Here is a 13509-nt window from a genome sequence, read left to right as displayed (position 1 = left end):
CGACGGTGTCGGCATTCCCCTCCCCCTTGTGGGGAGGGGTTAGGGGTGGGGGTGTGCTGCCGCCACGGATTCCATATGCGATAGCTCTGTTTTAATGGTCTGCCGCCCGCTAAGTCCGCCCTTGAAGGGAAAGGCTGGCGCAGGAGCGGCGTGTTGGCACCGCTTGTCCCTCGACAACCAGCGCATCGCGTGACAAGTGCGGTGCGATGAAGCAAGTCAAAGCCAAGCCTCCCGCGAATGCCCCCGCCATCCCTGGTCTCGCCGCCCGCAAGGCGGCGGCGCGGCTGCTGGCGGCGGTGGTGGATGCCCATACTCCGCTCGACGGGCTGACCGACAACGAGCACGGCCATCCGCAATACCGGGCGCTCGATGCTCGCGACCGCGCGCTGGTGCGCGCCATCCTCGCCACCGCGCTGCGTCATCGTATGACCATCGCGGCGCTGCTGGCGCGCCGGCTGGACAAGCCGCTGCCGCCGAACGCCACCGCGCTCGGCCATATCCTGCATGTCGCGGCGGCGCAGATCCTGTTCCTCGACGTGCCCGATAGCGCTGCCGTCGATCTCGCCGTCACCCATGCCAAGGAAGACCCGCGCACGGCGCGCTTCGCCGGTCTCGTCAATGCCGTGCTGCGCGCCCTCGCGCGGGCCGGAACGACGGAGCTCGCCCCCGCACTCGCGGCGACGCTCGACGCGCCCGACTGGTTCGTCGAACGGCTGACGCGCGCCTATGGCGACCAGGAGGCGCGGGCGATCCTCGCCATGCACCGGCTGGAGGCGCCGGTCGATTTCTCGATCAAGGGCGACCCTGCCGGATGGGCCGAACGCCTCGGCGGCGTCGTGTTGCCGGCAGGCTCGGTGCGCGTGGAACGCCTGTCCGGCCCGGTCACCGACCTCCCCGGCTTCGACGCCGGTGAGTGGTGGGTGCAGGATGCGGCGGCCGCGCTGCCGGCGAAGCTGATGGGCGACGTCGCCGGACTGCGCATCGCCGACCTATGCGCCGCGCCCGGCGGCAAGACGGCGCAGCTCGTGCTTGCCGGCGCCGATGTCACGGCGGTCGACAGTTCGAAGAACCGGCTCGCCCGGCTGCGTCAGAATCTCGACCGCCTCGGCCTCAAAGCCGGAACCGTTCAGGCCGACGTTCTGGCGTTCGAGCCCGACCGGCCCTTCGATGCCGTCCTGCTGGACGCGCCCTGCTCCTCGACCGGAACCGTGCGCCGCCATCCCGACGTGCCGTGGACGAAAACGCCGGCCGACATCGCCAAGCTGGCCGATCTGCAGAAACGGCTGCTGGCGCGCGCCGTCACGCTGGTCCGCCCCGCCGGCAGGATCGTCTTTTCCAACTGCTCGCTCGATCCGCAGGAGGGCGAGGAATTGGTCGATGCCTTCCTCGCCGAGGTTTCCGGCATCGCCGTCGATCCGATCCGCCCCGACGAGACGCCCGGCATCGGGCCGTTCGTGACGGAACGGGGCTGGCTGCGCACCACGCCGACCGGGCTCGATCTCGGGCGGCCGCAGATATCCGGCCTCGACGGGTTCTTCGCCGCGCGGTTCCGCAGAGAGGGTTAGACTGTTCGGGGTGCTTTCAAGCGCGGCCGACCGATCTCTACAAGCTGTGGTCAAGCGCGGATTCGCCTTCGCACAAGTGGTTGAGTCATTTACTCTTGTCGATCGGCAGGGGTGTCAGGAGGACAGTTGAACATCGCGGACGGCAGCACGGCGCATCTGTGGGCGCTGGCCGCGCGGGAGCTATGGCGCAGAGCGCGCCGGCGCCTGCGCGCCGGTCCGGTCTATCGCTGGCGCTACTCCGGCCGCACGCCCGAGCGCGTGCTGATCGCACCGCCCGATCTTCGCCTTGCCGATCCGCAGATCGCCCAGGAAATCTATTACGGGCGCTTTCCGCTTTCGGGCCATCTTGTCGAAACCGGCGGCCAATCCCCCTTCCAGGTCGAGGTCGCCGAGCGCGGCTGGCTGAAAAGCCTGCACGGCTTCCGCTGGCTGCGCCATATGCGCGCCGCCGGCAGCGAACTGGCCGCCGCCAACGCCCGCGCCCTCGTCTCGGACTGGATCGCGCTGCACGGCAACCATATCGCCGGCGTCGCCTGGGAGCCCGGCACGACCGCCAAGCGCATCATTTCATGGCTGCAGCATTCCTCGGTCGTCCTCCAGGGCGCCGAGTTCCCGTTCTACCGCGCCTATCTGAAGTCGCTGGCGGTGCAGATCCGTTATCTGCGTTCGGTCGCCCGCGAGATGCCGGACGGCAAGGACAGGCTGCGGGCGCGGGTGGCGCTGGCCTTCTCCGCGCTGTCGCTGCCGGCGTCGGCCTCGGCGCTGCGCGCGGCGACCCGCAACCTGGCGGAGGAACTCGACCATCAGATCCTGCCCGACGGCGGCCACATCTCGCGCAATCCGCTGGCCGTGCTCGAAATCCTCGCCGACCTGCTGCCGCTGCGCCAGACCTACGCCAACCAGGCCGAGCATCCGCCGGCGGCGCTGATGGGCGCCATCGACCGGATGCTTCCGGCGCTGCGCTTCTTCCGCCACCAGGACGGCGCGCTGGCGCGCTTCAACGGCATGGGGGCCACCATCCACGACCGCATTGCTGCCGTGCTGCGCCATGACGACACGGTCGGCCAGCCGCTGCTGCACGCGCCGCACTCCGGCTACGAGCGGCTTTCCATCGGCAACGTCACGGTCATCGCCGATACCGGCCTGCCGCCGCCGGTCGACGTGTCCGACCAGGCCCATGCCGGCTGCCTGTCATTCGAGCTGTCGTCCGGGCGCCAGCACTTCGTCGTCAATGCGGGGGTCGACACCTATGGGGGAGCGGAATTCCGGCCGCTGGCGCGCGCCACGGCGGCGCATTCCACCGCCACTGTCAACGACACGTCCTCGGCGCGATTCACCCATTCGCTGCGCGTCGGCGACCTGATCGGCGCGCCGCTGACCGGCGGGCCGCGCCATGTGCCATGTCGGCGGCTCGAAGAACCCGGCAGCCAGGGTTTCGTCGCCAGCCATGACGGCTACGCCAACCGCTTCGGCATCGTGCACGAGCGCGAACTGGTTCTCTCGGCAGGCGGCAACCTGCTGAGTGGGTGCGACCGCTTCCTTGGCATGGACGGCGGGCGGGTCGGCGACACCAGCCGCGACCTCGTCGCGGTGCGCTTCCATCTCCACCCGGACGTCAGCCTGTTCCGCGATGAGCAAGGCCATCTGGTCCTGACCGCCGAAGGCGCGGACGCCTGGACGTTCAGTTCCGACATCGAGCCGCAGGTCGAGGAATCGATCTATTTCGCTGGCCTCACCGGGCCGCGCCGGACATGCCAGATCGTGCTGGCCTTCAAGGCGTCGCAGATCGGCGAAGTGCACTGGCAGATGGCGCGGGGGTAACCGTCTTCGCTGCATCCCTGCATGTCGACGGCGTTGGTGCCCGGATGCCGGTTTGATTCCCCTCCCTGCTGTGCTAGGGCGCGGCGATCCCTTCCTCCAGCCGCAGAAAGGCCGCCGCCGATGGCCGTCGCCTCCAAGAATATCCCCGCTCCCGATCTGGTGCCGGTGCGCCGCGCGCTGCTGTCGGTGTTCGACAAGGCGGGGCTGGTCGAGCTGGCCCAGGCGCTGGCGGCGCGCGGCGTCGAACTGGTCTCGACCGGCGGCTCGGCCAGGGCGATCGCGGAGGCGGGCCTCGCGGTGCGGGACGTCTCAGAACTGACCGGCTTTCCCGAAATCATGGACGGGCGCGTCAAGACGCTGCATCCGTCCGTGCACGGCGCGCTGCTCGGCATTCGAGACGACGCTGAGCACCAGGACGCCATGCGCGCGCACGGCATCGAACCGATCGACCTGGTGGTGGTGAACCTCTATCCGTTCGAGGACGTGCGCTGGTCCGATGCCGGCTATGCCGCGACGGTGGAGAACATCGACATCGGCGGGCCGGCGATGATCCGCGCCTCGGCCAAGAACCATGCCTATGTCGCCACCGTCACCGACCCGGACGACTACGCGCCGCTGCTCAACGCGCTGGAGATGAATCTCGGCTCGCTGTCGCTGGACTTCCGCAAGAAGCTGGCGGCCAAGGCCTTCGCGCGCACCGCCGCCTACGACGCCGCGATCTCCGGCTGGTTCGCCGAGACGCTGGAGATCGAGCACCCGACCTGGCGTGCCTTCGGCGGCAGGCTGGAGACGGTGATGCGCTACGGCGAGAACCCGCACCAGCAGGCCGGCTTCTATGTCACCGGCGAGAAACGGCCGGGGGTGGCGAGCGCGCGGCAGCTTCAGGGCAAGCAGCTTTCCTACAACAACATCAACGACACCGACGCCGCCTTTGAGTTGGTCGGGGAATTCGACCCAGCGCGCGGGCCGGCGGTGGCGATCATCAAGCACGCCAATCCCTGCGGCGTCGCCGAAGGCGCGACCCTAAAGGACGCCTATCTCAAGGCGCTGGCCTGCGACCCGGTGTCGGCCTTCGGCGGCATCGTGGCGCTCAACAGCCTGCTCGACGCCGAGGCGGCGGAGGAGATCGTCAAGACCTTCACCGAGGTCATCATCGCGCCGCAGGTCTCGGACGAGGCGGTAGCCATCGTGGCGGCGAAGAAGAACCTGCGCCTGCTGGTGGCCGGCGGCCTGCCCGATCCGCGCACGGCGGGAGCGATGGTGAAATCGGTGGCCGGCGGCCTGCTGGTGCAGGGCCGCGACAGTGCCGTGGTCGACGATCTCGACCTCAGGGTGGTGACCAAGCGCGCGCCGAGCGATACGGAACTGGCCGACCTGAAATTCGCCTTCCGGGTGGCCAAACACGTCAAGTCCAACGCCATCGTCTATGCGAAGGACCGCGCCACGGTCGGCATCGGCGCAGGCCAGATGAGCCGCGTCGATTCCTCGCGCATCGCGGCGCGCAAGGCTGAGGACGCTGCGCAGGCGGCGGGGCTGCCGGAGTCGCTGGCGAAGGGGTCTGTCGTTGCTTCGGACGCCTTCTTCCCGTTCGCGGACGGCCTGCTGGCAGCGGTGGAGGCCGGTGCGACGGCAGTGATCCAGCCGGGGGGGTCGGTGAATGACAAGGATGTGATCGAAGCGGCCGATGCGCACGGCATTGCGATGGTGTTCACCGGCGTGCGGCATTTCCGGCATTGAATGCGATTCTCCCTCCCCCTTGAGGGGAGGGTGGCCAGCCGAAGGCTGGTCGGGAGGGGTCGCCAACCGTAGAGCTCGACCCCAGGATTGTGTTGGAGCGGTTGAGGTAACCCCTCCCGCCTCGCGGAGCCTGTCCTCGGGCCGGCCAGAGGCCGGACACGGGGGCTCGGCACCTCCCCTCAAGGGGGAGGGTAATCCCGAAACCTATCCGCCGGATAGGGCGTTCCCGCCAGAATCCACAAGCCCGCGCCGAGGAACAGAATAATCATCGCCATGCCGAGCCGCGGCGAGCCGGACAGCGCCGTGACGGTGGCGACGAGGAAGGGGGCGGCGAAGCTGGTGGCGCGGCCGGCCAGCGCGTAGATGCCGAAATAGCGGCCGGATTCCTCCGGCGTCACCGAGCGCGCCATATAGGAGCGCGACGAGGCCTGCACCGGGCCGAAGGCCAGCCCGACGAGCAGGCCGTAGAGGATGTAGGCCTTTTCCGCAGCCGTGCCGAACAGGCCGCCGGTATCGGCCGTCGGCAGTTGAATTAAGCCGAGCAGCGTGAATCCCGGCCCCGTCGAGACGATGCCGACCGTGGCGACGGCCAGCATCACCAGCGAGATCACCACGATCATTTTGGAGCCGAGTGCCGAATCCAGCCGCGCCGCCACCCAGCAGCCGAGGATGGCGACCACGTTGAGGATGATGCCGTAGACGCCGATCTCGGTGATCGACCAGCCGAACATGGCCGCCGCGAAGGCGCCGCCGAGCGACAGCAGCGCGTTGACGCCGTCCTGATAGATCATGCGGGCGATGAGGAAGCGGAAGATGCCGGCGCGCCGGCGCACTTCAGACAGCGTGGTCTTCAGTTCCGCCAGCCCTTCGCGCACCGCAGGCGCGACCGGCATCCCCTTCGCGGCATCGGGCGTGAAGAAGAACATCGGCAGGATGAAGACGAAATACCACAGCGCCGAGAGCGGCCCGGTGGCGCGCGCGTCCTCGCCGAGCTTTGGATCGAGCCCGAACAGCGGCGTGGCGCCGACGATGGTCTTGCCCGTCTCGGGCGAGCCGGCGAGCAGCGCGACGACGAAGATCAGCGCGATCATGCCGCCGAGATAGCCGAGCCCCCAGGCCGTGTTGGAGACATGGCCGATCTCGTCCTTTGGGACGAGGCGCGGCATCATGGAATCGTTGAAGACGGTGGAGAATTCCGCCGCCACCGAGGCGAGCGAGAAGGCCAGCACGACCAGCCAGAGGTTCGAGCCGGGCGCGGCGAACCACAGCGCCGTCAGCGCGCCGATCTGGACGACGGCGAAGAAGCCGATCCACGGTTTCCGGGGGCCGGTCTGGTCGGCGATCGAGCCGAGCACCGGCGACAGGATGGCGATGACGAAGCCGGCGGCGGCGAGCCCGTAGCCCCAGATCGCCTGTCCCAGGGCCGGATCGCTGGTGAGGCGCGAGACGAAATAGGGGCCGAAGATGAAGGTGGTGACGACGGTGAAGAAGGGCTGCGCCGCCCAGTCGAACAGCATCCAGCCCCAGATGCCGCGCCGGCTGCCGCGCTGAACGGTGATGTCGGTCATCTCTCCTCCATCGCCGCCCGCATGCGGCGCGGTCATGTCTCCCATGTTTTCCGGCACCGTGCAAAGAGCCGGGTGGCAAAGACCGATTGCCGCGGAGGAAATGAGGTCCGGTTCGCCCGCGCGGCGTCTCCGCGAAGGCGGTCAAGCGTCATCGGATTCTCCGATCCCGACTATCGTATCTTCCCGTTTCCCCTGCCGTTCCCGCACCGCTACATCCCCTTCGACGCAACAGTTTTGAAGGAGAAGAACGATGGCGGAATCTAGCGAGCATGTCCTGATCGTTGGCGGCAGTTCCGGAATGGGTCTGGCTTTGGCTGCCAGGCTGCTTTCCGGAGGCGGTACGGTCACAATCGCCGGTCGGTCGGCGGACAGGCTGGCCGCAGCCTGTGAAACCTTGGATGCCGGAACCCGACTGCGGACGGTCGCCGTCGATATCACCCGGGACCCGGACGTCGAGCGCCTGTTCGCATCGGTCGGGGTTGTCGACCATATCGTCTCCACCGCGGCCGATGTCAGCGGCGTCTATGTACCCCTTGCCGATTTGGACATATCGAACGCGCGCCGCGCGATCGATTCGAAGGTCGTCGGACCGCTCCTTTTGGCCAAGCACGGTGCGCCGCGCCTGAAGCCGGGCGGCTCGATCACCTTCACGTCCGGCATCGCCGCCTACAGGCCGGCGCCGAAGGGGTCGGTCGTGGCGTCGATCAACGGAGCGATTGAGTCGCTTGTCTACGCACTCGCGGTCGAGCTTGCGCCGATCCGGGTGAACGCAGTCTCGCCGGGATGGGTCGATACGCCGATCTGGACCTCGGTGGCCGGGGACGACAAGGACGCGCTCCTGGCCGCCATGGCGCGGCGCCTGCCGGTCGGTAGGATCGGAAAGCCGGACGACATCGCGCTGGCGCTGGAGTCGGTCATGCGCAACGGCTTCATCTCAGGGTCTGTCGTCCATGTCGACGGCGGTCAGCGGCTGATCTGAGCGTCGAGGCACGCTCCTCGCCGTGGCGAGAAAGGAGTCGAGGGCAGGCGTCTGCCTGCGCCTTCGCCGCCACGCCATGACGATCGGAACGGTCCGCCCCGCCCCCGACCACGGAACGGCAATGAAATTGCCTGGCCTGTCGGCAACGGCCGATCCGGGCACCAGGGCGCAACCGAGACCTGTTTCCACCAGTCGGATCACCGAGCCGATGCTGGCGAAGACCCCGGCGATCCCGGGACCGCCCGTCGCCCCGGCAGCGAAGGCCGCATCGAACATCCGACGATAAACGCAACCGGGCGGCGTGACGAGGAACATCTCCGCATCGACGTCGCCGGGACCGATTGCGCTGCTGCCGGCCAATCGGTGATTGGCGGGGAGGATCACGAAAACAGTTTCTTCCGCTATCACCTCGGCCTGCATGTCCTCCGCAATCTGCGGCTCGCCGAAGAAGAAGCCGACATCCAGTTCGCCGCTGCCGATGCCGCTGCGCACGCCGGCGCTGTCATCGACCTTGACGGTTACATCGACCTTGGGATGCCGGCGAAGGAATTCGGCGACGAGGCCGGGAAGCCGTGCCGCGCACAGTGTTTCCAGACCACCTATGACCAGTGGTCCGGCAACGGTCCCCGATGCTTCCGCGACGGCTGTCCGCGTCTCATCGGCGCGTTTGAGCAACTCGGCTGCATGTGGAACCAGCTTTTCGCCGGCCGGGGTAAGCGCCAGCCTGCCACGACCGCGGATGAAAAGCTTGACGCCAAGATCTGCTTCCAGCGCCTGGATCTGCTCGGTCACGCTGGATTGCGAGAGATGGATCTGCTCGCCGGCCCGCGTGAAGTTGAGCGTCGCGGCGCAGGCCGAAAACGTTCTGAGATGTCGAAGTTGCACTGGCGCCTCTGCCCGACACTTTCCATGCCTGCCGGCCATCCGGCTTATGCTGCATCGACGTGGATCGTCCGGCAAGCCTAGGTGGAGATTGGGCGTGAGTGCGTCAAGACGCTCCCGTCAAATCCCCCATAAGCCCGGCCGCCACCGAAAGACGCGACACGGTGAGGTCACCGCCTTCGGTCAGCGTCTGCAGCCGCTCGCGGATGCGTGCGACCCGCTCGCCGCCTGCTTCAAGCCAGCTTGCCACCGGGTCGTCGGCCTTGGCGTGGGCCGTGAGCGCCGCCACGGCGATGCCGCGCCGGGCGGCGGCGATGGTGTCGGTGGCGCGCGACAGGGCGAGCTGGTCGTAATAGTCGGATGCCGTGATCGAGCGCGCCGCCTCCTCGATGCGCGGGATGCGGAAGGCGTCCGAGACGGCGGAATAGGCCCTCGCGGTCGCGACGATCTCGGCGCCCGACTGGCGCGCGGCGAGCGCGATGTCAGGCACAATCTCGGCAAGTTCCGTCAGCGCCAGCCGCTCCGCCAGCTTCTCGGGCGTGCCGCCCTTGAACAGGCCGTGCCGCCGCTCCTCGACGCGCTCGCGCGAATAGGCCGGCAGCAGCGAAACCAGTTTCGGCTCCAGCGCTTTGCGCGCCTCCTGCAAGCTGGCGATACGCTCGGCGAGCGGCGCGGCACTTGTGTCGTTCTTCAGATACCAGCCGCTGACGACGAAGATAAGCCGGCTCACCATCTGATAGAGGTCGAGCTGGATCTGGCCGTCGATATGGTTGTCGAGCGCGTCGATCTCACGATAGAGCGCCGGCAGCGCAAAGCCGTCGCGGATGAGCGCGAAGGTGCGCACCACGTCGGCGGCGCTGCGCTCCGTGGATTCCATCAGCCGGTTGACGAAGGACGGCCCGCCGCGGTTGACGAGATCATTGGCGATGACGCGGGCTATGATCTCGCGACGCAACCGGTGGCCGTGGATTTCGCCGGCGTATTTCTTCTCCATGCGGTCGGGGAAATAGCCCATCAGGTCGCGGTCGAAATGCGCCTCGTCCGGCACGTCGGAAGCGACGATGTCGGAGAACAGCACGATCTTGGCGTAGGCCAGAAGCACGCCGAGTTCGGCCCTGGTCAGCGGTTCGCCGCGTGCCTCGCGTTCAGCAAGGGCTGCCGCTGACGGCAGGTTCTCGACCGCTCGGTCGAGCAGGCCGCGCGCCTCCAGCGCGGCCATGAAGCGGCCCTGGTAGGCGATGTCGGCCAGCCCGCGCTTGCGCGCCAGCGACAGCGCCAGCGTCTGCTCGTAATTGTTCGCCAGCACGAGCCGGCTGACCTCGTTGGTCATCTCCGCAAGCAGCTTGTTGCGCGCCGGCCTGGCAAGCGTTCCCTTGCGCATGGCGGCGGCCAGCGCGATCTTGATGTTGACCTCCACGTCCGAGCAATTGACGCCGCCGGAATTGTCGATGGCGTCGGAATTGCAGCGGCCGCCGGCTAGGCCGAATTCGATGCGGCCGCGCTGGGTGACGCCGAGATTGGCGCCTTCGCCGATCACCTTGGCGCGGACCTCGCCGGCGTTGACGCGGATGGGATCGTTGGCGCGGTCGCCGGCATCCTGGTTGCTCTCGCTCGAAGCTTTCACATAGGTGCCGATGCCGCCGAACCACAGAAGGTCGACCGGCGCCTTGAGGATGGCGTTCATGATCTCGGCCGGCGTGGCGACGGTCTTTTCCAGCCCGATCGCGCTTGCCGCCTGAGGTGAAAGCGTGATCGCCTTCTGCGCCCGCGAGACGATGATGCCGCCTTCCGACAGCTTGGTCTTGTCGTAGTCCTGCCAGGAGGAGCGCGGCAGGGCGAAGAGGCGCTTGCGCTCCGCCATCGAGGCGGCCGGATCGGGATCCGGGTCGATGAAGATGTCGCGGTGATCGAAGGCGGCGATCAGGCGCGTGTGGTCGGACAGCATCATGCCGTTGCCGAACACGTCGCCTGACATGTCGCCGACGCCGACCGTGGTGAAGGCGGAGGTCTGGATGTCGCGGCTCATCTCGCGGAAATGCCGCTTCACCGCTTCCCAGCCGCCCTTGGCGGTGATGCCCATCTTCTTGTGGTCGTAGCCGGCCGAGCCGCCGGAAGCGAAGGCATCGTCCAGCCAGAAATCGTGCGCCTGGCTGATGGCATTGGCGGTATCGGAGAAGGTCGCCGTGCCCTTGTCGGCGGCGACGACGAAATAGGGGTCGTCGCCGTCGCGGCGCACCACCCCTTCGGGCGGAATGACATGGTCCACACCGATATTGTCGGTGATGGAGAGCAGGCTCGACACATAGTTGATATAGGCGGCGCGGCCGGCCTCGAAGACCGCGTCGCGGGTGCCGCCGGCGGGAAGCTTCTTGGGATAGAAGCCTCCCTTGGCGCCGACCGGTACGATGACGGCGTTCTTGACCTGCTGCGCCTTGACCAGGCCCAGCACCTCGGTGCGGTAGTCGGCGGCGCGGTCCGACCAGCGCAGGCCGCCGCGCGCCACCGGGCCGAAGCGCAGGTGGACGCCCTCGACTTCCGAGCCGTAGACGAAGATCTCGCGCCAGGGTTTCGGCTCGGGCAAGCCGTCCACGGCACGCGAATCGAGCTTGATGGCCAGCGACTGGCCTTTTTCCTTCTTGCCCTCGACGAAATGGTTGGTCCTGAGCGAGGCGTCGATCAGGTTGAGGTAGCGGCGGATGATGGTGTCGTCGTCGATGGAGGGCACCTCCTCCAGCGCATCCTTGATCTTGGCCTTGAGGTGCTTGGCGGTGACCGCGCCCTCGCCTTCGGCATCAGGGCCGAGCCGCGCGACGAACAGCGCATGCAGGCCGCGCGCGATGTCGGGATAGCGGTTCAGCGCCGCGGCGATCGCCTCCTGGCTCTGCGGAATGCCGGCTTGCTGCAGGTAACGGCCATAGGCGCGCAGCACCAGCACCTCGCCCGACCACAGGCCGGCGGTCTGGGCAAGGCCATTGTAGAGATCGTTGTCGATGTCACCGCGCCAGACGGCGAGGAAGGCGTCCTCGAACAGCGCGCCGCCGTCCTCCAGCGCGATGGGGCCGCCATAGACGTTCTCCAGTTCCATGTCGTGGATGAACACCTTGTCTGGTCCGTCCTCGCCGACCTCGAAGGTCCGTTCGGAGATGACGCGGAAGCCGATGTTCTCCAGCACCGGCACGCGCCGCGACAGCGCCACCGGCGCGCCGTGGTGGTAGATCTTCAGCGCCGCCTGGTTCGGCCGCTGGTCCCGGTGGCGGTAATAATCGATGGCGATGGGATTGTCGGCGCTGATCGTGGCGATGGGCCCGGCATCGACCAGCGCCTCGGCGGCGGTGAAGGAATCGCGATAGCTTTCAGGCAGCCGCGCCGCGATGGCGCGCAGGGAGGCGTCCGCGCCGGACGCTTCCGCCGCTTCCGCCAGCGCGTCGTCCCAGGTGCGCACGATGTCGCGGATCGCTGCCTCGATCGCGGCGGGTTCGACCTTCGGCGTCTTGCCGCCGGACCGACCGATGATGAAGTGGACGCGGGCCAGGCTGCCTTCGGGAAACGCCGGATAGTAAGCCGACAAACGACCGTCGAACACGGTCTTCAGATAGGCGCCGACCTTCTCGCGCACGACCGAATCGTAGCGGTCGCGCGGCACGAAGACGATGACCGAGACGAAGCGGTCGAACTGGTCGGCCCTGACCAGGGCGCGCACGCGCGGGCGCTCCGACAGGGCCAGGATCGCCTCGGCATGCTTGCGCAGGATCGGCACCGGCACCTGGAACAGCTCGTCGCGCGGATAGCTCTCCAGGACGTTGATCAGCGCCTTGCCGGAATGGTCGTGCGGGTTGAAGCCGGACTTGGCGATGACCGTCTCGGCCTTCATGCGCAGATAGGGGATCTTCATGACCGAGCGCGTGTAGGCCGTCGAGGTGAACAGGCCGACGATGCGCAGTTCGCCCGACAGCACGCCCTTGGCCGTGTAGGTCTTGACGCCGATATAATCGAGATAGATGCGCCGGTGGACGACCGACTTGGCATTGGCCTTGGTGACGATCAGCGGTTCCGGCCCGTGCAGGAAAGCGCGGATCTCGGGCGTCGTCGTCACCGCCTCGGTGCCGCGCCTGAGCACCAGCACGTCCGGATCGGCGAGGATGCCGAGGCCGGGACCGTCGTCGCGCTCCAGCTCACCGCTCTTTTCCGAGCCGGTATATTTGAACTCGCGCATGCCGAGGAAGGTGAAATTGTCGTCGCGCAGCCATTCCAGGAAAGCGATGGCCTCGGCCACGCTCTTCTTGTCGAGGGGGACGGGCTGGTAGCGGAATTCCGAAATGGCCTGATCGAGCCGCGCCAGCATCGGCTTCCAGTCCGACGTGGCGGCGCGGACCTGCGACAAGGTCTTTTCGAGGCGCTCTTCCAGCATCGCCGCCTGCTCGGCGGAAAGGCGCGGGACATGGACGTGGACCACGCTCAGCCGGTCATGCGCGTCGCTTTCCTTCAAGGTACCGCCGTCGCCGAGGATTTCGACCACGCCTGCCTTGTCGTGGCGCACGGCCAGCACCGGGTGGGTCACCAGCGTCGGCTCGCCGGAAACTTCCGTAATGTCGCCGAGGATCGAATCGAACAGGAACGGCATGTTGTCGTTGACGACGGTGATGACGGTGAGGGGCCGTCCCTCCCGCGAGACGCCGGAATCGGCATCGATGGCGACGACGCTTTCGCCTTTCCTGTGGCGGGCGGCGGCGCGGGCGGCGCATTCGGCCGCCTTCCTGAGGTCCATTGCGTCATAGGCGGCCACGTCTTCGGCAGGCGCGCGGCCCAGCAGATGCTCGGCAAGCCCGGCCGGCCCCTCGTCGGCCCTGGCAGGCGCGCCTGCGCCAGCGGTTTTCTTCGGCTTGGCTGCGGATTTCAGGCTGGCCATGGCGCAAATTCCCTCCCGTCCTCATGCTTTTGACGCATGGTAGCCAGATGA

7 protein-coding genes are annotated in these 13509 nt (G+C 67.7%); 4 read left to right on the top strand and 3 right to left on the bottom strand.

The features are described 5' to 3' along the window. The first annotated feature begins 206 nt into the window (after positions 1–206). The 3 genes from ABMA46_RS01200 to purH all read left to right on the top strand — a co-directional run bounded on the left by ABMA46_RS01200 (position 207) and on the right by purH (position 5123). Positions 207–1565, top strand: a complete 1359-nt coding sequence (locus ABMA46_RS01200) for an RsmB/NOP family class I SAM-dependent RNA methyltransferase (RefSeq protein WP_348997460.1) — start codon at positions 207–209, stop codon at positions 1563–1565. A 126-nt stretch (positions 1566–1691) separates the two neighbouring features. Continuing rightward, entirely contained in the window at positions 1692–3386 is a 1695-nt protein-coding gene (locus ABMA46_RS01195) for a heparinase II/III family protein (protein WP_348997459.1), read from the top strand. Between the two features lie 120 nt (positions 3387–3506). Then, positions 3507–5123: a bifunctional phosphoribosylaminoimidazolecarboxamide formyltransferase/IMP cyclohydrolase gene (gene purH, locus ABMA46_RS01190; protein WP_348997458.1), complete on the top strand. Its 1617-nt coding sequence runs from the start codon at positions 3507–3509 to the stop codon at positions 5121–5123. A gap of 179 nt (positions 5124–5302) precedes the next feature. On the opposite strand, the gene ABMA46_RS01185 is transcribed toward purH, so the two are convergent. Then, positions 5303–6691 carry an MFS transporter gene (locus tag ABMA46_RS01185; RefSeq protein ID WP_348997457.1) on the bottom strand — a complete coding sequence of 463 codons (1389 nt, stop codon included), beginning with the start codon at positions 6689–6691 and terminating at the stop codon, positions 5303–5305. Between the two features lie 250 nt (positions 6692–6941). Here ABMA46_RS01185 and ABMA46_RS01180 point away from each other — a divergent pair, with 250 nt between their 5' ends. Next, positions 6942–7670, top strand: a complete 729-nt coding sequence (locus ABMA46_RS01180; RefSeq protein WP_348997456.1) for an SDR family oxidoreductase — start codon at positions 6942–6944, stop codon at positions 7668–7670. Here ABMA46_RS01180 and ABMA46_RS01175 read toward each other — a convergent pair. Together ABMA46_RS01175 and ABMA46_RS01170 are read right to left on the bottom strand one after the other, a co-directional pair. Next, the gene (locus ABMA46_RS01175) at positions 7626–8555 is read right to left on the bottom strand and encodes a LysR family transcriptional regulator (protein ID WP_348997455.1); all 930 of its coding nucleotides are present in this window, start codon (positions 8553–8555) and stop codon (positions 7626–7628) included. The genes ABMA46_RS01180 and ABMA46_RS01175 overlap by 45 nt on opposite strands. Before the next feature lie 103 nt (positions 8556–8658). Then, a complete protein-coding gene (locus ABMA46_RS01170; protein WP_348997454.1) occupies positions 8659–13458 on the bottom strand; it encodes an NAD-glutamate dehydrogenase in 4800 nt (1599 codons plus the stop codon). Positions 13459–13509: the final 51 nt, after the last annotated feature.

Origin of the sequence: Mesorhizobium hunchu (genome assembly GCF_040081975.1) — a bacterium.
Classification (GTDB): domain Bacteria; phylum Pseudomonadota; class Alphaproteobacteria; order Rhizobiales; family Rhizobiaceae; genus Mesorhizobium; species Mesorhizobium hunchu.
This window is presented reverse-complemented; position numbering and strand designations above follow the sequence as displayed.

Excerpts from the sequence above, each read along its gene's own strand:
- ABMA46_RS01200 (WP_348997460.1), top strand. The coding sequence starts at position 207 with ATGAAGCAAGTCAAAGCCAAGCCTCCCGCGAATGCCCCCGCCATCCCT.
- ABMA46_RS01170 (WP_348997454.1), bottom strand. The coding sequence starts at position 13,458 with ATGGCCAGCCTGAAATCCGCAGCCAAGCCGAAGAAAACCGCTGGCGCA.
- ABMA46_RS01180 (WP_348997456.1), top strand. The coding sequence starts at position 6,942 with ATGGCGGAATCTAGCGAGCATGTCCTGATCGTTGGCGGCAGTTCCGGA.
- ABMA46_RS01185 (WP_348997457.1), bottom strand. The coding sequence starts at position 6,691 with ATGACCGACATCACCGTTCAGCGCGGCAGCCGGCGCGGCATCTGGGGC.
- purH (WP_348997458.1), top strand. The coding sequence starts at position 3,507 with ATGGCCGTCGCCTCCAAGAATATCCCCGCTCCCGATCTGGTGCCGGTG.